Source organism: Microscilla marina ATCC 23134 (genome assembly GCF_000169175.1).
Taxonomy (GTDB): Bacteria; Bacteroidota; Bacteroidia; order Cytophagales; family Microscillaceae; genus Microscilla; species Microscilla marina.
Map to the genome: position 1 here is coordinate 263833 of NZ_AAWS01000008.1, position 20451 is coordinate 284283.

Here is a 20451-nt window from a genome sequence, read left to right on the forward strand (position 1 = left end):
AAAACTTCCACCATCGACTAATCCCACTTGCAGCACCGATGTGTACTGCTATCTAAGGGTTGACCGCTTAAGGTTTACCCTCCCCTATAAACCTCTGATAACAAGATTTTTACACAAAATTGTATACCTCATATAATGACCAAGTAGAGAGGTTGTATAGTTATTTTCTTAGACTTTAAGCCAAACCATTCTTTGTTTTGCATAAATCCAATTCGCCAGTTTAATATTTCATTAATTTATTTTTTACACTTAAAAAAAACACACAATGACTTATTTTAAAATCAATACCCCTTTGTCAGCAACTACACCTAAACGCCACCTCATCACCTGCCTTTACCTGTGTATCACTGACCCTTAGGCAGGCCATCATCAACTGATTTTGAGATGCATATTCTCCGAAAAATAAATGGAGGGATTGAAAAAATCACCACAGCTTAACTTAACCCATTATATAATGAATCACCATAAAATATTACACGCCTATTGGTTCTGGTTTTTGGCCTTTATGCTGGCCGGAAGCGGACCCCTGCACGCACAAAAAGAGTATGGCATTTTAAAAATGCATGCCGTAAATTACGCCACTTATTTCAATACTGGCATTGAGTTGCCCCAGGTACTTGCCCAAGGCAATGCGGGTGAAGCTTCTCTGGAGTTTTGGATACGTTCTACCTTTAGTGGCAACGATTGGGAACTAACCGATATGTTGCCCGATGACCAGTCGCTTTCGCTAAAAATGACTGCGGGCAATCAACTGCATTTGAGCATTGGCAGCCAGAGCCAAAGTATCACCCTCAACGATGCCGTGACTAACCAACCATTGGTACAGTCGGGCGCCTGGCACCATGTCATGCTTACCATTCAGTCGTTGAGTGGGCAATCGCACATTTTCAGAATCTATATCAACGGTGCCAAACGGGGCGAGCTGTTGATGAACTTGCCCAATGTTGCTCACCGTCCTTTGTTTTTTTACCGGGACAAAAACAGCAGTTACTCGCTAGAGATTGCCGAGATAAGGGCTTGGAACACCACCCGAACCGATAGAGAGGTGGCGCAAAACTGGCTCCGTAGCTTTGCCAAAGACGAGTTGAACCTGTCTGAAGTGACTTACCAGGGGTTGCATACCTTGTTGGGTGACTACAGCAAGGCGCACGAAATGACCTCGGTGGTTTTCTCGGAGCTCAAAACAATGCTTTGGGACAACTCTGTACCAGGTGCCCAAAACATGGGCAAAGGAGTGGGCAGCTACACCAAAGGGAGCACCACCCATACGTTGATGGAGGTGCGCAATAACATTGAGCATCCCATTCTCAAAAATGAGACTATTTATCTCACTGCTTCTAAGGGGGCTTATGCCAGTGAAGTGGTGCTTAACTGGCCACACGTCAAGGGTGCCACCCAATACACCATATACAAAAACGACGTTGCTTTCAGCGAAAGGTTGATTGATGCATCTAACAAAGCCGTGGGTGACCCCATGACTTTTTCTGTGAATACCAACCTGCTGCCGGGGCAAATTGACCAATACAAGGTACAAGTATCGCAAGGGAGCGTAAGCGGGGCACAAGGCACCGACTATGGCTTTATTTTCCATAACGGAAGCATTGCGGGCAAGGTACAGTCGTCGAGTGGCGTGGGCACCCCAGGGGTAGCCGTTACTTTTGGGGCTTCTACCCTACCCGGGCACGCCATGCAGTTTGGGGCGGGCAGCCAGCCCTTAACCATTCGCAATGCTGACGTGTTTAAAAACAATGGTTTGGCGCGCGACTTTATGGTAGAGTTTTGGTACCAGGGCAGCGGAGGCAATAATACAGTTTTTGCCTTGGGCAACCTCAACATACAAATGCTGGGCAATGGCAGTATCAAGACGCTCGACCAACACGGTCAGGAGTATATCAGCTTTAGCAGCCCTGCCGTTACCGATGGGCAGTGGCACCATTATGCGGTAGTTTTCTCACAAAGTGGGGGCGCTATTTATGTAGATGGAGGCAAAGAGGTAGACGGCACCGATGCTCAGAAAATACAGGTGGCCAATGTAAGCAATACTACGGCATATCGCTATGACAACATTGGGTTATTGAACAACTTTAGCCTCAATGCTCAGGCGGGAGCTACTTATGCTTTGGATGAACTCAGAATATGGGATGCGGACAAAGTGAATGTAACCCAGTTGGACAACTCGGTGCGTCAAGAAACCACCGCTGAGTTTAACGCCCGCCTTACGGCACAAATAGGCAAGTATAGACCTTATGTGATCCAAAGCGACGAAGATAGTAAACTGTTGTTGTATTACCGCTTTGACCTCAACACTCAAGACGCCGCCTACAACCAGGCAGCCACCACCAAAGGGGACTATATCGCCGAAAGCGCCCAAACTTTGACCCGTGTTGCCAATTGCCCCACGCTCAAATATGCGACTTATACCAATGCGGCGGGCATATTTGACATGCGTGAGATCAATTATGGCAGTGGTTCGGTTGTGCTGACTATAGACCCCGAAAAAACCAATCATACGTTTAACCCTGCTACCCATGTACGTACCCTGAAAAGCAGCACTACGGTGGGCGACTATAGCAAAACAGGGATAGACTTTACCGATGAGTCTCAGTTTAGCCTGACCGGGTATGTGTATTACAAAGAAGGAGATACAGAGTATCCGGTACCCGCCGGACAAGCCTTTGAGTTTGCGTCGGGGCGTACGCCAGGAGAAGTAGATTTTCAGCAAATCAATGGTTCAGACGGGCAACCCAAGGCGACCGATAACTTTGGACAGTTTTCGTTGAGTTTGCCCATTGGCTTTCAGAATTTCAGGGTAAAAAATCCCTATCAATCACGATCGCTGGGTGCCCAAAGTCTTAAGTTTGATGGCACCAACGACTTTGCCAAATCAGAGGGCGCCTTTGCTGCCCCTACCCAAGGGCTTACCTGGTCGGGTTGGGTCAAGCGAGGCGATTTTAGCGGCGCTATTCCTGCCTTGCAAACCCTCATGCAAATAGGCAATGTAAGGTTGGTGTTGCGAGACAATACTTACCTGGCTTTGTACAAAGGCAACGCATCGTTGGCAGAGGTACCCTTTGCCGGAAGTACCGATTGGCAGTTTTTTGGGTTTACTTATGACCAAAGCACCCAAACCTTGTATTTGTATGCCAGCGCTACTGTAGCTCAAACTGCCAGCACTACCCTGCCTGCCAGCGATTTAGGCGGAAGCCTTTACTTGGGGGCAAGGTCTGAGGGCAGCACCCAAAGCGAGTTTTTGAAGGGTAACCTGCACTTGATAGAGCTACGCCATACTAACTACAGCCCTGCCTTGCTAAACAACCTGCGCACGGGCAACTACATAAAAAATGATGTACAGCAGTTGAAGGCGTCTTACTTGTTCAATGAAGACACCAAAAGCCTGCGGGCGGTGAGTTCGGCAGCAGGTAGTCAGTCACTTTCGTTGAATTTGTTGTACCAACCCAGCGACGAAACCACGATGCCTCAATACGATGCGGCCATCGTAAACCCTTATACCCGTCAGTATAGGTATGAGTACAGCGCGCAGGGGGCTTACGCCAACGAGGAAAAGATTGCCTTGAATGTAGACGCGCCTAAATCGGGGCAAAAGTTTTATAACAATACCCGTTACGGCATTACCGGAAACATTATTATTCCTTGCAACAATAGCATAGGTTTGTGGAATGTAAAACTGGAGCGTACCGATATTACTACCCCAGCGTTTAGCAAAGAGTTTACGGCAGCCACCACGGTAAAAGCGGCGGATATATTTAATACTGCGGGTACTGTATTTTCAGTAGATGGTTTGTTGCCGGGGGTGTATAAGCTTACGCTGACCAATCAGACAGACAACAACATTGTAAAAACCCGCTTTGGCATAGACATTACCAAAGGCTGGGCAAATGTAGACATAGAATACCGCAGTCCACTGCAGGTAGCGGCCAGCATAGTGCAGCTACTGGGCAAAGATGCCAACAAAGTGCCTGTATGGAAAAGCTTTGACCAAACACTGCCCGCCAATTACTGTAGCGACAAACAAAACTATATTCTGGAGCAACAACAACAGTATCAGGTGCGCCTGGAGTTTTTTGAAAACTACAGTGGTAACAAATGCTATGTGGCAAACACCAAATACTATGTAGCAGGCGATTTACAACTCAACCATGGGCAATTGGCTTCGAAAACCGTGGGTAGTTCTTCCAGCAAGCCTTTTACTTCGGAAAGTGGCATAGACACCGTCATTGTATGGTCTAATTACCCCAACTTTTTGAAAGATCCTGGCAACGACCCGGCAAAAAACTACAGCCGTACGCTGGACATCAACGCAACCGAACGAAGTGCATCTACCAGCTTGCGCGCCTGGGTCACGGGGACAGTACAGGACGAAAACCAAAACTTTACCCTGACTTACCCTAATGTACAACAAGTATTGTACGACCCACCCGGCGATGGCAGTAGTATTAAGTGGTCTTCGGGCTCTACCCTGAACAGTTCGGTGTCTATCTCGAATAACATTAGCGGAAAAGCTGCCACTAAAATCACTACCGGAACCAAACACTCGGCATATATGGGTGCCTGGGCAGGTTTTGGCGGTGGAGTGGTTGCCTTGTATGAGTCGTCTACCGGAAGCGTAACCGCTGGCGGAAAAATAGGCACCAGTCATAGTGTAAAAATAGGCAACTCTAGCAGTTACTCGCTCAGCTTCGACAAAAGTATTAGTACCTCCAGCGGCATCAGCCCGTTGCCAGGTGCCCAAAGCGATGTATTTATTGGTACCAGTGATGTGGTATACATTGGCTCAGGAAATACAGTGAGCGTAGATGGGTGTACTGCCACTGCCAACAAAGAGGATGCAACGGCTTCTACCGAGCCAGGGGCGTCGTTTCAATACTCACGCTGGACCATTGAAAATACCTTGCTGCCTAACCTCGATAACCTGATCGCATCGTTGCGGGGTAAATTGGCTGACCCTGCGGCTGAAAACAAAAAACGTGAAAACTTATCGGTAAGTGACCGGGGCAAGGTAGATACGATCAAGAATTACCTTCAGGACATTGAGCGATGGAAAACGATTTTGACGGAAGCCACCACCCAACGTCAGCAGGTAAAAGACGGGCAAAACAATACCACCTTTAGCATGAGCAATGAGGCGGGTACCAAGAGTTTACCGAGCAACCATATCACTTTTGGCGGAGGAGGTACTTCTACCAATTATACCATTGGCGAGAACGAGTCTACCACCAACAAAGTGAGTCACAGCCATAGCCTGGACCTGACCAAATATTTTAATACCAATCTGACCATATTTGGGTTTAAGCTCAACCTCGAAATAGAGCTCAACCTGGGCTATGAGTTTAGCCGCGATCAGGAAGGCGGTAGTGGCAGTGGTAGCTCTATCAGTATTCACCTAAGCGACAATGAAGCTGAAGATAGTTTTGACGCAGTGTTTCGTCGCGACCCCAAGTATCCTACTCCAGTAATTATTGCCAATGCCGGACAATCTATGTGCCCCATAGAGCCCAACACGGTGGCGCGTCAAGGGGTAGAAATAGTGAGTGCCAACGCCATTGGCTGGGCTGACCTTACGGGCGAAGCGGTGTTTGACGTAACCATACGCAATACCCAAAAAGCCAATGAAGCGGTCAATGCCGGATTTGCCAAAACCTATAAGCTTAAGGTACCTTCGGCTGACTTGCCTTCGGGTGCGTCGGTGCGGGTAGAAGGCTTGGGCAACTTGTTGATTCCCCGAATGTATACCCTTGAACCAGGGGAGTCTAAAACCCTGAAGGTATACATCAAACGGGCTGAAACCACCTCCCCTACCGAGTTTGCCAATATTCCGCTGAGCTTTTACTCGGCTTGCGACGAAGGCGTGCTTGATTTTTATGAAGGCGAAAAAATATCGGACGGACAAGGGGGCTATACTTACGTAAAAGGCGAAGACAAACGCGCGGCTTTGTACAACTCGGATGGGTCGGAATATGTGCGCTTGCGCGATGTGGTAAAGCTGACCGCAAAGTTTCATGCGCCTTGTGCGGGCAGTATGTCGGTAGCCGCCCCGGTAGCCAATTGGGTAGTAAACAGCACTGCCAATAATTTGCTCAAGTTCAGGTTGAAGGCAGTCACGCCACACACTACTTTTGAGAAAGTGCGCCTGGAGTTTGCCTTGCCTAACTCTAATACTATTCAGTTTGCCAAAGATGTAAAAATCAGTGATTTGGGCAACACAGACAGTCAGGGATATTATACCTACGATTTAGATGTGTCGGCCATTGGGGCAGACCAGGCATATAGAGTGCGGGTAGTACCAGTATGCGGCAACGAAACCGAAGGCTGGCAAACCAACACGCCCAGCGAGTGGATCAACGGCGCCATTGCCCGCAAAGTACCATTGATTACCGGAGTAACCCCTGCCAATGGAGCTACTACGCAAGTGGCAAGCTTTAGTGCTACTTACGATGCCGTATTAGATGCCCAAGGCGCCAATCCGCTGAACGTATCTCTGCGAGGTATTTTGGGTGGCAATGCCTATGTACCTACTTCGGCTTGGTTCGACCAGGTGGCAGACCAGGTGACGGTACCCGACCAGTCGGCGCTGGATTTGGCAGATGCTTACACAGTGGAGTTTTGGGTAAAGCCAAGCCGCATGCACAGCACCACCTTGCCTACGCCCATCATAGAAAAGGGCAGCAACATGTATATTTCTTTTATTCAAGGGAATAAAATATACGCCGGGCAAGGCGATGCCATCTCTACCCAAACCCTGGGCACCGATGGCTGGACACACGTGGCAGTGGTGTTTGTAAAAGGTAGCAGCACTCACGCATTGAAAATATACCTCAATGGGGTGCTCAACAAAACTGTATCGGCAGGCATCAATGCCTTTACGACCAACAACGACCCACTGACTATAGGCAAAGCCAGCGCAGGACAGGGCTTTAAAGGAGGCCTGGACGAAGTACGTATCTGGAGCAAAGCCTTAGATGCAGCCGACATTCGTACCCACATGCACAAGCGTTTGTTGGGCACTGAAAATGGGCTACAGGCATATTATGTACTAGACAATAATGCCTTAGACGGGGAAGCCATTCGCGACTATACGGCAAAAACCCGAAGTACTACGCAAACCGGGCTTTCGTTTGTTACCCAGCAACAAGCGGCTCCTTTAGAAATAGCCAGCATTATTCAGGATATTCCGGTAACGGTGACTACCTCTTCGGCTAAAGATCAGCTCATTATTCAGCCTAAGAGCGACTACCCCAGCGAATTGTTGGAAGGGGCACTGCTTACGGCAACTATTTTTGACAATGCTATCAAAGATGAATACGGCAACCCAGCAGCGGGTAAGTCTTGGACGTTTAGGGTAGACGGTAACTACGTGAGCTGGAACAAAGGCAACCACACCGTGGCGCAAACCACGGGTAATGGTAGCTCGTTTGGTTTGACCTTGAAAAACGACAATGCGTCGGAGGTGCAATACCAGCTGACTGAAATACCTATGTGGCTCAAAGTGACCAACAATGCTTCGCAAAGCAATGGCTCCTATATTTTACCGTCGGGCAATAGCCACCCAATGACTTTTGAGACGGCCGCCTGGCTAAGTGCGGGCACTTACAACGGGCAGGTAAAAGCTAAAATTTCGCAGGGAGCTACTTTGTTAGGGTACGAGACGGTAGACATCAAGGTAATTGTTAGTTGCGATGCTTCTTACCTTAGCCTGGCTCCTACCAGTTTTGCCCACCAGATGAGTGCTACTTTTTCTTTGCAAAAAAATGGGCAGGCTTACGCCGATGCTCAGGGCAAAACGGTGTTGGTAAGAAACAGCGCGGGCACGTTGGTAGGCAAAGGCATAGTACAGATGGCAGGAGGCAACGCCATCGCAAGCCTCAACATTTATTCTAAGACTGCCGCTGACACCTACACAGTGTACTTATGGGACGATACGGCTTGCCAGGAAAACCCCATAGGTACAGGCAACTTTACCAGCGGGGGCAGTGTAAACCAAACCCTGGATGTAGGCTACCAGGGCAAAGCCCAATATACGGTCAAGTTGAGCGTAGCGGGCTACCACTGGATGAGTTTCCGCGTAAGCGATGCCGCCAATACTTCTCAGCTTTCGCTGAGCCAAATTACTGGGTTTGGCGCAGGCGATGTGATCTCGGAACACGGCACCAACGCCAGTAAATCGGCGGTATACAATGGTGTTGCCTGGTCGGGCTCGCTTACGGCATTGTATACTGCTAAGTCTTATCAGGTGCAAGTACAAGCGCCTCGTACTTTACAGCTCAGCGGGTACACAATAGATGCCAGCCAACCTATAGCTTTGACCGCAAGTGCCAACCAAGGCAACGATGGCGACAACAACCCCTTGGGTTATACCCGCACCGATGCCATGACCATTACCCAGGCGTTGGGACGTATGACACCAGATGCCAGCATTGGCGACGTGATCACTTCGCGTGCGGGCAGCGCCCAATACATTAGGGTAGACGGCGTAGGCACTTGGGTAGGTTCGCTCACTCATTTGATTCCTAACCAGGGATACAAAATAAAAGTAGCCCAAAACTCTAGCATTCGTTACGCCAGCGTTGGCACAGGCAGCAATGCCCGCATAAGGTCGGTAGTGCCTGCCCCCAACAAACAAGTGTGGCAAAACGCGGCTCAGTTGAAACTAGCAGTAAACCCACACGCTTATGCCTTTGCTCACCACATAACCGGGGTGTTGCAACAAGGAGGCAAAGCAATTGAAAATGAGCCCGATTACTTGATTGTGGCGTATGCCAATAACGAAGTGCGTGGGATGGCGGTACCTCAGCAAATAGCAGGCAAGTGGTATTATTTTATGACCGCTTATAGCCACCAGGAAGGCGAAAAGCTGGATTTTAGACTGGTCAATAAAGCCAATGGCGAAGCGTATGCTTTGAGCAATACTTTATCGGTACAGTCGGCACAGATGGAAGGCAAAGTAGACCAGCCTTATGTGTTCCGTTTGGCGCAAGACCTGCAAGCGGCTCAGGTAGCACCTGTCAATGGTTTGAAACTGTACCAAAACCACCCCAACCCGATGAAGAGGCAAACGGCTATTACTTATGTGATACCTAAAGATGGCAGGGTAACATTGACCGTGACCAATGCCTTGGGTCAACGGGTAAAAGTGTTGGTAAACAAAACCCAAACCGCCGGACCACATGAGGTGACCTGGCAAGGCAAAACGCCGCAAGGCGGAGCCCTTGCCAAAGGGGTATATTTCTATACTTTGAAAACACCCTGGGGTACACTTACTAAGCGCTTGACGATTCAATAAGTAAGAAGTAACAAGCAGTTAGCTACAGGCGACAAGTAGCTAACTGCTAATTAAATTATAAATATAGCGATCAGTGAATCCTCTGCTCTAACTACAAAACTCCTGTTAGCACCACATCGGTATCTAAGGACTTGTGGCTTGTCGCTTGAAGCACCGATATTCATCGGCATCTAGGGACTTGTCCCTGTGGGTGCTGTGGACTACCGACTGATTGCTCTTAACTAAATTCACAATGAAGAAATTAATAAAAAAAATATATCTCGGATTGGCAGCTACTGCCTTTATTTCATGTTTGAATGCAAGTACGGCTGTTGGTCAAAGTCAACCTAGCAGCTCAAGTGTAAAATGGATTAACCATAACTCAAGAATTGTGATTCAAGCCAATGATGATGGCTCAAACCACGATGAGGGAATACAGTTTGGTGCAGGTGGTAGCAGTGGCAGTAGCTTACCTTACCGACAAATTATGCGTTTGCGATACAATGGAAACGTGGGAATTGGTACTGGCAACCCAGCAGAAAGACTTCATGTAGAAGGACGTATGCGTGTTGGGGGTTCTAATGCTGGATTATGGATAGAAGCTGGCACCCACGACTGGTTTGTTGGACGTACTCATAACAGTGGTTCGGCGCTAAGGTTTTATAATAATGGCGACCAAATGACCTTGAGCGCCGATGGGCGATTGAGCTTAGGTATTAGTACTGCCACGGCAAGCAATAGCTTGGCAAAGTTCACCGTAAAGTCGGGAGATATTCATTTGGAAGGCGGGGCTTTTAGTAGCCACGGTACGCTCAACTTTCGCCCCGATACTGACAACAGCGGAGACGATGCCATTGTGTTTAAAAACAATGCCGAGACAGAGACCATGCGTATTCATACCAACAACAACGTGGGCATTGGCACGAACAACCCTTTGGCAAAACTGCACGTGAATGGCACCGCCAAATTAGCAGGTGCTTTGACAGGTACTTCGGCTAATTTTAGCGGCAGCGTACAAGCCAACAGCCTCACCCTCAATGTAGGTTCTTTTCCTGATTATGTGTTTGCCAAAAACTATGATTTGATGCCACTTGAGCAAGTAGAGGCTTATATCAACGCCCACCATCATTTGCCCAAAGTGCCCAAGGCAGCTAAGGTAGAGAAAGAAGGCATGAACGTGGCACAAATCAATGTATTGTTGGTAGAAAAAGTAGAGGAACTTACCTTGCACTTGATTGAGCAAAACAAGCAAATGAAACAAATGCAGCAGAAAATGCAAGCATTAGAAAAGAAGGTTCAAAATTTAAAGAAATAAGTAGTTGCAAGCTATTAGTTTCAAGCGACAAGCAACATCAAGTCACTAATAGTCAATACTTTGCATAAACTCACTATATAGAACTAATTTTGTCTTAATACTTAAAAACCTAAAGGAATTAAACCAATGAAACGATATTTAATGTGTATGGCTTGGCTTTGCCTGTTGGCAAATGTCACTTATGCCCAGAGTGATTATACTACTTATCAGCTCACTTTTCGCCAAGGCAACAAAATAGTGACAATACAACCAGACTTTGCAACAGCGGGTACCAGTAGCAGTGCGCGAACTGGCAAGAATGACCAAAGCCAGTTTTTTATTTTTAAACGCCAAGGCGATGGCACGTTGTTGATTGCCTCGGCAGCAGCTCCTGATAAGTTTTTGAAGCGCAACGGTAACACAATAAGCTTTGTGGCTTATAACAATAGTCAAAAGGCAAATTATCTGTGGCAACTTAAGGCTACCCAAAGCAGCAGCAGCCCTAGTGTAAGTACCAGCGAGGGGGCTCGGTTGCTTGCCCTACTTATTGACCCGGCAAATACCAACCAAGTGCTTACTTTGCAAGGCAATGGTTCGCTGGCAATGAGTGCAGTAAACTACGGCTTGTCTGACGACCCTTACCGCATATATATTGGTAAGCAATTGGTGCCAGGTAAATTTTAATAATAGTCCATAGCACCGACAGGAGCAAGCTTTAAGCAATAAGTCCTTAGATACCGATACATATCGGTGCTTCAAGTTGCCTCCTGTTCCAGAGACAACTAACAAAATCATAGTATACTTATTTTCAGTGGTTTATGAATTTGTTAGTTAATAGTTTTCAGTCGATGGTCGATGACTGTTGTTTGAACTATGGCAACGGTTTTATGATTTCCCTTTTTTCTCTGAGCATTTGCTTTGGAGAGAAAAGGGATTTTTTTGTGTGGCAGGCAGAGTTGAACTTGTCGTCAATACCTTATACCTTGCCCCTATGCAACAAATCAAAAACTACTTCGAGCAGATTGCCCCGTCAATGACAGACGATGAGTGGGCGCTGTTTGCCTCTCGGCTCGAACGCACAACCTTTGATAAAAAACAGCCCCTGTTGCCTGTGGGCAGAGTGGGTCGTTACTTGTCTTTTGTCGAGGTGGGCATGGTACGTTTTTTATTCCTAAATTTTAAAGCTGGCCTAACTCATCATTTCTCTACTCCCCTCTCTGATCTTCATTTTTGAAAAAACGGGAGTGTGTATTTGAGGACATGCTTGTTATTCGAATGTTTTATAACTATAAATTATGTTAAGTATAATCAGTTTTTTTGTGAAATTAATGTGTATCCCTACGTCTAAACCCCATGTTTTGTTGAGTGCTAAGCTGGCTTAGCTTTGTACCCAAAAGATATGACAAAACAAGAGAAGATGTATACAATAGTGTCTCAGTACGATGAGACCAAGAACAACCATTAAATTTCAACAATTGGAGTATTTTGGTGTTATAACCTGAATCATCCATTGTTTTTCTTCTCAGTAGTCAATTAAGCGCTTGTTGGGCTTATCATTTTTGAGAGTAGTTGTGATAAATTTGCTAGCAGAACGCGTTAGATTTTGAGTGAATAGCCTAGTCCTAAAAACTAATGGTACATTCAGGCAATTTTGCCCTCAGTGCTTCTACCTCACTCGGTGGCAATGGATTACCTTGCAGATACAAATTTTGCAGATTTTGTAACTGCCCTAACTCTTGGGGTAAACTGGTCAGTTGATTATTCTTTACATCCAACACCCTTAGTAAGGGTAGTTGACCCAGTTCGAGAGGGAGGCTGGTAAGTTGATTATTTTCGACATAAAATCTCGTTAATGAATGTAATTGCCCCAATTCGGGTGGTAGGCTGGCGAGTAAGTTATCCCCAATAATGAATTCTTCCAGTGCCTGCAATTGCCCCAGTTCAGGCGGTAAGTGTTGTAACTGATTGTTGCTTAATGCCAGGTTTGTCAGCGCCTGCAATTGCCCTAATTCAGCAGGCAAATCAGATAATTTATTATCCATGATGCTCAACAATGCTAAGTTCTGTAGTTGCCCCAGTTCAGGAGGAAGACTGGTTAATCTATTAGCATCCAAATACAATTCAAATAGATTCTGTAATTGTCCCAACTCAGGGGGAAGGCTGCTTAAACCATTAGATTCCAATATCAACGCCACCAAGCTTTGTAATTTCCCTATTTCAGGGGATAAACTGGTCAATCTATTGTCTGCTAAATTCAACAATTCCAGACCTTGTAATTCCACTATCTCAGGCGGAAGGCCAGCAAACAAGTTACCCTCTAAATTCAAGTATTTCAAAGCTTTCAATTTACTCAGTTCGGGCGGTAAACTGGCAAAATGGTTATTCCATAAGCTCAACTCTTCCAAAGCTTGCAACTGCACAAATTCGGGTGGTAAACTCTTCAAACCCTTCTCCTCTATATACAATTGCGTTACTGTATTGCAATAGTCCAATTCCAAACCGTAGCGCAGACACAACAGTACATGGTCTCGCAAGCACCTGGCTACTTCATTGTTATATACCCCATCGTGTTCTACACATAGCTGCAAAGCCAACTCTATGTTTGCTGGGTCGTCGCTTTGCAGCAATTGGAGTATTTTGGTATTATAATCTGAATCATCCACTATCTCTTGGTGGTGTTCTAAATTATTCGTCACTTCATCATCATAGTCCGAATCTTCGCGGTCATCATATTGCAGGGTGAACGATTGAGAGAGCGAAGTTAGTTGTCTTTTGAGTAGTTCAACTGCCAAATCTTCGTGGTCAAAGGGCTCAATCTTCCGCAGGCAGATCCGAAACATGGCTGCTTCTCTACAATCTCTATAAATTCGCCCCCTGGTTTCCCCTCCCCATTTGCCGGTTCTTAATGTAAAGTTATCCGTCAGCACTTCATCAAGTTTTCGCGCGTTGTATGCGTATATTTTCTCTACATCAAAATCATAGGCTCTTAACAGGTAAGCTTTCAAGATGTCATTGGCACACCAATCTCCAAAAACGCCCGTTTCGCTGCAAAGATGAGGGTAATTGTAAGCGTCAGGATAATCTTGAAAAACATCAAAGCACCACTCCATGCGATACCCCCTTATATCGTGAAACCCCCAAGGATTGGGTGCTTCCTGGCCTACCTCCCAAGAACGATAATAAGCAGGGAAAAGAAACCTCAATGCCGCTTCTTTGGGCAATGCATTCAACGCTTGTTCCCCATCACCAGCATGATGGGCATATTCCCACTGAACTTCTTTTACCAGGCTAAAACCCTTCGGGCAGTACCGCTTCCATTTTGTTATTCAGATGCAGGCATAAACGGATAATACCCGGCCAGGTTTCTAAGTAGGGCTGGTTCTTTTTTTCTTCGTCCAGGGTGTTTTCCTGATCCATCAACTGTAAGAGGGCGTGCCAGTGGCTATGAGTAACCGGGTATTTGCTTAGCCAAAAACCGTGGTCAATGGTGGTATCAAATTTTTCTTCGGCGGTTTTGCCTACCCCCATTTCAAACGCCTCAGACGGCGGTACCCAAAGCATTTCTATATTGGGAGCCTCGGTATCTGAACCATCTCCAGGAAAGCTAAAGTTTTTTTGTGTTTCAATCATCTCAATATCTGTCAGTTTTTTTTGTGATAGTATAATTAGGAAAGTTTTTCTTCAAAATCTTCATGACATAGGCTTGATAAGCAGGTGCTAAAATATTATCAATGTTATCGCCTGCAATCAAGTAGGGATTTATCTTGTTGGTAATTGAGCGAAAATTATACGAGTTGTTCAAACCAGTAGACCTAAACCCTACCCACATCTCTTTGTTTGGATTGCCCCCTGGGGTAAAAAATGGTATATCAAACAAATCAACTATATACAAGTACGTTTGCCGTGAGATGCGTAATATTTCAATGCTTCGCCCGCATTGGTACGGTCACCACCTCTAACTTTATACCATTGAGTGGTACAAGCAAACTGATTTTAACTTAATCTATATTGAGTAAGGCGGCGCACATAAGACGACTTACACCAGCGGGGGCTGAAAGAAACAAATGCATTCCTCACTCGTAGAAAAAAGGAACGCATTAAAATGCGCACTAGTGGGGACTTATCACTTGAAGCAACCAATGCAATTGCTAAATATTTTGAGATGACTATTGATGAGCTTGTTAATTTTGACGGGAATGTACCTGAAGAAATAACTATAGGAGATAAAAGCCTCACTGAAAAGGTAAAATTGATTGCTTTGCTGGATGAAGACGAAAAAAATGTAGTCTTCAAAATGATTGATGCTTTCTTGACTAAAAAGAAGTTCAAAGAATTTTTTGAACAACAATTGGCTTCTTAAAATAACAAAACCAAGTACAATGACTTGGCTTTAACTCTCTAGCAATCAATAATGTAGAATAGCTTTGCATTCGCAATCATTGTCGGTCGCCCTTTGGGAAGACCAACAATGGGATGGTGCAATGGCTTGGCTTTGACTCTTTAATAATCTGCATTCACGCCTAAAATTTTCAACTCTGGAAAATCATTTTTTATCTGCTCTATTCTTGAATCATCCAATCTTACATCTAGGCAAGCCATAAGGTTGATGGTATGTAAATTAGGTAACTTTTTCAAAAACAGAGGTATTTGACCATCAGCCAAACCTTCTATAGTTAAATATTCCAAACCCTTTAGGTTTACGAACCATTCAGGTATAGTTTGTAAACTGTTGGACAAGTGTAAATATTTTAACTTGGTCATTCGGGGTAATATAGTAGGTAGCTCTGATACATTCAGCATACTGAAGACAAAGTTTTCCAGGTTTAATAAATTATCCTGAAAATCAGGAACTCTCTTCGAGAAGGGGTTTGTATAACTAAAGCTATCCAGATTATTCAGTTTAGAAATAGTATCTAAAATTAGCTTTTCATCCAATCGCTCACTCATCATATCAAACCTAAAACTCTTTAGCTTGGACAATAAGTATAATTTCTCAGGAAGTAAGCCTTTAACGGATAGCGTAAGATTTTCTATGTTCTTTAATTGGCATATGGCATCAGGTAGATATTTGATTTTATCAGAACATATATAGAGATTCGTAAGTGCATTGGCTTTTCCAATATTACTACTGAGTATCTGTTCTTCATCACCCACAGCATTGTTTTCACCTGTTTGTAAAACTGTAAGACTTTTTAGATTAGAAAAATATTGTGCTTGTTGAGAAAAGTTGCCAATGCCACTATCAAAAATCCTAATTTCTTCCAAATTATCAAAGTGTTTAAAAGGTAACTCTTGCATTTTATCTTCTGGTAAGCCTTTTATGTCTAATGCTTCAATAGGTTCATTCTCTGAAGTGAGATCTGAAATAAAGCTTTTATAGCTCAAATCAGATGTCATTTTTTCTAAATCGAGTAGGTATTTCATGATTTTATTTTTTAAACTTTGATGCATCAAAAAAAGACCAATCACTAACTTCTGCTGGCTTTATATTATAGTTTTCTAACCCATGACCTTTCATTTTCTTAAGCAAACTGTTGGTGCCTTCGCCATATTCTAATTTCTTCTTAAACTGAACATCAAAAAATTTGATAATGCCATTTTCGTCTTTGATTACATTGAAGGCATGTCCTGTAAAACCTGACTTATTCATTCCTTTGTAAGAACCAAAAATAAGTGCTGTTCCGTTGGGGACTCGTTCAAACAATCGTTCGATAAGTACTTTATTGTTTATGCCGCCACGATATCTATTAGCCTCAAACATCATCCTGTTGGGAAAAGGGTTAGGAAACGGATTGGGCATTTGCATATGTTTAGGCACCAAATTAACATATTCATTAAGTATACTTATTCCATTTTCCCCATTACCTACGAACTTTTCTGCAAATTTGTCTTTTCCTAATATTTTTTGCCCATTCATTTTCTTTGCTACTGATAATGATACCACAGTACAGTTGGTATTACACTTGGAGGCTTCCCTTAGAAGAGTAATTTCCTTAAAATAAAGGTGGAAGTTTGCACCATTGATCTCTGAAAAACGAAAAATGACTCCTGAATTTATTCTATCCCATGTAGTCTTCCAATTTTGATATCCTTTAGCTCTGCTTATATCCATCGCCACATCATCAATGCTTTCTTTGGTTTTATCCATATACTTTCTAACCTCTCCTAATTCCCCCTTTTTCCCCAACCTTGCTGCATCAGTCGGATCAGCTTTGTATATTACTGCCCAACTATCCACCAACTCAGGCTTTGCCTCAAATTTAGCCAAAACAGCATCTACATCCTTAAAGTCATCTAAAAACTTCGCCTTGTCATTGCCCAAGGCATTGATTTTATCTTTGAGTGGTTGACTGTTGGTGCGGGCAAGCAAATCATCATACCCATTAGCATTATGCACCAACACCCCTTGCTTGCCCACAAAATAGTTGTGGTTGCTGGCAACGGTAAAGTTGTAAACGGTAACACTGGTATCTTGGCGAGCAAGGCTATCTAACGCTAATTGAGCGGATGATTGATATAATTGCAGACGATCGCCCGCTTTTAAGGCATTTGCTTTTACCCACTTGCCTTGATGGCGAAAAGGGTGTTCTAAAGTAGTTTGAATAATTTCGTTGCCAAAATATAAATTTATAAGTTTTTGGGTCTGCCTTACAAACACTTTGGTTACCCGCTTCAATTCTTGCTTGCCCGTTTTTTCATTATAGCTCCATACCCAATCGCCTACTCGGATATCCTCTATTTTTTTGTGGTCTTTATTAGTCAGTATAAGCGTACCTGCCACAAAACAAGTGCGCTTGCCATTGGGTTGGCAGTGCACCAACTCTTCGCCTGCATTGGTGCGTTGCTTATAAATCACAATATTCATCTCTGTGCCATCGGGCAAACGAGCTGCTATGGGTTGGGTAGCCTCCCCTCGTGCCCTCAATGCTGCCAGGTCTCCAGCAGGTTGGGTACGCAAAGCCCTGGTTACTTCCAGCTTACCTTCGGGGTTTAATTGGGCAAGGGTTTTATCTGCTTTTTTAATTTTAAAAACCCCACTTTCTTTCACTAATTTAATCGCCTTATTACTCAATTTTTTGGTCACCAGGTTGAGCTTGGTGAGGGTGGGGGCTATTTTGGTAGTCAGGTTATCCAGTTGTTTGCCCGTAAACTCAATAAAACCATTGATTGTTTTAGGAGCCCCTACATAAATAGACAGCAGGTCTACCAACACCTTGCCTTGGGTATAGTTGGTGACAAAATTGTTGCAAGTGGCTTTGCTATACTCTTCTTTTACGAGCTTCCAAACTCCCTTTTTCCTGAGCTTGTTCATCGCTTGTGCCATCTGATTGCGTATTTTGGGATCGCTAAAATAGCCCGAAATCAGGGAAATCATCTGGGTAAAGCCCTTCAGCTGCCCCAGCATACCATTGTATACCCCGGCAAAAAAAGCAAAATCTTCCTGTAATTTGGTACGAAGCCTTTGGTCTTCAATCATCCCAAACATATTTTTAAAAGCAGGAGCGTAAGCATATTGGCAAGCTTTACAATCACCCACCTTTGTTTTTACACACAAAGGGTTCCAGTAATGGGGTTTTATTTCTATGCTATCAATAAGTGACGTTACCGCATCGGCAAAACCTCTTAAATAGAAACAAAATTCGTCTTTGACTGCTCCTGCCGAACCAGCCGCATATTTTGCCCAGGCAAAAATTGCCGAATTGGTACCAAACAAGGCTTTATATTGTTCTTTTACCTCGGGGCTGGATAAGGGAAAGGCTTTGCCCGCTTTTTCTGCTTTGATGATGTTAGGGCTGAGGATGGTGTGGTTATTCGCAATGTATTGGTGGCGCACAATCAAATCCTGTATGCTGTATTGATACTTTGGCGACTTGCCTGTGTAGTCCTTTGAATAGCGATTATAACCTTGGGGGATTTTTTTGGTCTTAGTTGCCCACACAGTATACATTTTACCCGAATAAGCACCTCTTATTTTACCCGGAAGGGTAGCATACTTTCTTCTGAGTTCGGTTTCGCTTGTATAACCTTCTTTGAGTATTTCCTGGATGATATGATAAGCACTGCCGCCCAAATGGTGAGCTCCGGTGTTGTCAAACTTTTGCTCAAAGTTTACCAGGTTGAGGTTTTCATTCTTGCCAATGGTGGTAGTAAGCAGGTTAGCAAACTTAATCAGTTTTGCCTTGTGTATGCCAGCGGTTTTGACATATTTAAAGTAGAGCAACATGCCCCAGCCAGCCGCTAAGCGAGGCTGAGTATTTTGGGCACTTGCCAACAGCTTATCAAAATCACAACCTGTTTGCTTGACAGTGGTTCGGCTGTTCTGTACGTCAAAGTGATGGGGGTTTATCGCTCCCTTGATATTGCTGCGATTACTTGGGGTGGCAAGCACGTTGTTCCAGTAAATGTCTTCATAACAAACCGTTTTTACTACCTGCAAGTCTTTTAGCAAACTCCAAAAGCCACTCATATCAGCCGAGTTGATGTAGACCGAGTTCAAGTAGGGTTTTCTGTATTTACGGGCTCTCAGGCGCTTATTTTTCTCTAAGATAATGTTTTGAGTAGGAAACCAGTTTTCGGGTTTAAATAATGCAGGATTGAGTCTGACTTTACTTCCTGTTTTTACCCAGACAGGGTACTTTGCTGGGTTTTGTTCCGACAACTTGACGTGCTGAGCTGCCAGCCCTTTCAGATAATAGCCTAAAAACTCGGCACCACTACCACAGCTTGTCCCATTGGCAGGTCTGATAAGTGCCACATACTTTTTGCCATTCTTGCCAATAAACCCTTTGAGACTACCGTTGCAGCTTAGCCAAAACTGCAAAGATTTTTTTTGCATATTGCTTACACTAATGGCCTTGCCAGAGGGAGTCATTACCCCGTCATAGGTTTCTTGGGCAAGCGCAAGATTTGCCACTAATTCATTATCAGATACTTCAATGACCCTGGCACTCGCCCAAGCCCCAGTTTGACTCGCCACCCCCAGTACCTCCTCATACTTCGCTATCAGCTCAGAACTGGGGTTATCCAAGGCAACCTCTTTGGCAAAATTGCCCAACGACTGATGTACCCGGTATATCAGTGCCCGCGCATAGTCATCTTTGGTGTTGACATTTGTCGCCTTGTTTTGCAAGTCAGCCCTGAAATCATTCGCCGTAATTTTGTGTTGCGCCAAACTACCCCCTACGGCAAGCCCGGTACTTTGCAGATAACTGGTTTTGATGCCCACCTTTTTGCCTTTGATCGACTTCACAAAATTGATCGTGAGCAATACCGTGTTTTCGTCCAACATCGATTGGGCGTACACCTTTTCTGTAAAGTCTTTGGTTTCCTGATTAAACCGGGTGGCGGCGTTGGGCTCTTCTACCATATCGGGGCTGCGGGTAATGATCACATACAGCGCTTTGCCCGTTTGCTTTTTCAGCAAGTCTTGCAGTTGCTCTATCTTGGTTTTGGTGTCCGCACTTACATAGTTTAAGCGGTCAATCAAATAGTTAGAAGCGACAGTGCGTGCTTTGAGGGTGTTGTGGGTAACTGCCCGATTAATTAGTTTGACCGAAGCTTCAATGTGGGCTTTTTGCAACGAATCGCGGTCGTTTGCCCAGGCTATAGTGCTTGCCCAGATGCTTGATAAAACAAAAAGGAGGAGTACCCGATGAAGTTGTTGTTTGAATGAATGCATGGTATGTATATATGCTTAAAATATCGTTGGTTTATTTCTTTGATTCCTTCTCGTAAAACTCTTTTACTAAATCATCAATGATCTTGTTTACTTCAGTCTCTATCTTGGCTTTGACCAACTTTAGCTTGTTTTGTGACAAGTCTTCCAACAGTTCTTCGCCAAGCTCTCATACTTTCTTACTTTTCCACAGTGTCCAATTTG

General features: G+C 44.6%; 9 protein-coding genes. 5 read left to right on the forward strand and 4 right to left on the reverse strand.

The window, feature by feature from the left end:
• Nucleotides 1-454 precede the first annotated feature (454 nt).
• The 4 genes from M23134_RS09415 (at nucleotide 455) to M23134_RS09430 (ending at nucleotide 11805) form a co-directional block, all read left to right on the forward strand.
• Entirely contained in the window at nucleotides 455-9298 is an 8844-nt protein-coding gene (locus tag M23134_RS09415; protein WP_232296794.1) for a LamG-like jellyroll fold domain-containing protein, read from the forward strand.
• 232 nt (nucleotides 9299-9530) lie between these two features.
• Complete coding sequence (locus M23134_RS41760; protein WP_198145000.1) at nucleotides 9531-10592, forward strand: cell surface protein; 1062 nt, start codon at nucleotides 9531-9533, stop codon at nucleotides 10590-10592.
• 126 nt (nucleotides 10593-10718) lie between these two features.
• Nucleotides 10719-11255 carry a hypothetical protein gene (locus tag M23134_RS09425; protein WP_157558408.1) on the forward strand — a complete coding sequence of 179 codons (537 nt, stop codon included), beginning with the start codon at nucleotides 10719-10721 and terminating at the stop codon, nucleotides 11253-11255.
• 307 nt (nucleotides 11256-11562) lie between these two features.
• Complete coding sequence (locus M23134_RS09430) at nucleotides 11563-11805, forward strand: cyclic nucleotide-binding domain-containing protein (RefSeq protein WP_198145001.1); 243 nt, start codon at nucleotides 11563-11565, stop codon at nucleotides 11803-11805.
• Between the two features lie 388 nt (nucleotides 11806-12193).
• Here the strand turns inward: M23134_RS09430 and M23134_RS37785 are convergent, their stop codons facing one another.
• Nucleotides 12194-13801, reverse strand: a complete 1608-nt coding sequence (locus M23134_RS37785; protein ID WP_002695809.1) for a leucine-rich repeat domain-containing protein — start codon at nucleotides 13799-13801, stop codon at nucleotides 12194-12196.
• Nucleotides 13802-13859: 58 nt separating this feature from the next.
• Nucleotides 13860-14201: a hypothetical protein gene (locus M23134_RS09440; protein WP_002695810.1), complete on the reverse strand. Its 342-nt coding sequence runs from the start codon at nucleotides 14199-14201 to the stop codon at nucleotides 13860-13862.
• Nucleotides 14202-14673: 472 nt separating this feature from the next.
• Here M23134_RS09440 and M23134_RS09450 point away from each other — a divergent pair, with 472 nt between their 5' ends.
• Nucleotides 14674-14931, forward strand: a complete 258-nt coding sequence (locus M23134_RS09450) for a hypothetical protein (protein WP_002695813.1) — start codon at nucleotides 14674-14676, stop codon at nucleotides 14929-14931.
• Between the two features lie 140 nt (nucleotides 14932-15071).
• On the opposite strand, the gene M23134_RS09455 is transcribed toward M23134_RS09450, so the two are convergent.
• On the reverse strand, nucleotides 15072-15995 hold the full coding sequence (locus M23134_RS09455; RefSeq protein ID WP_002695814.1) for a leucine-rich repeat domain-containing protein: 924 nt from the start codon (nucleotides 15993-15995) through the stop codon (nucleotides 15072-15074).
• Nucleotides 15996-15999: 4 nt separating this feature from the next.
• The gene (locus tag M23134_RS37790) at nucleotides 16000-20250 is read right to left on the reverse strand and encodes a polymorphic toxin-type HINT domain-containing protein (RefSeq protein WP_002695815.1); all 4251 of its coding nucleotides are present in this window, start codon (nucleotides 20248-20250) and stop codon (nucleotides 16000-16002) included.
• Nucleotides 20251-20451 lie beyond the last annotated feature (201 nt).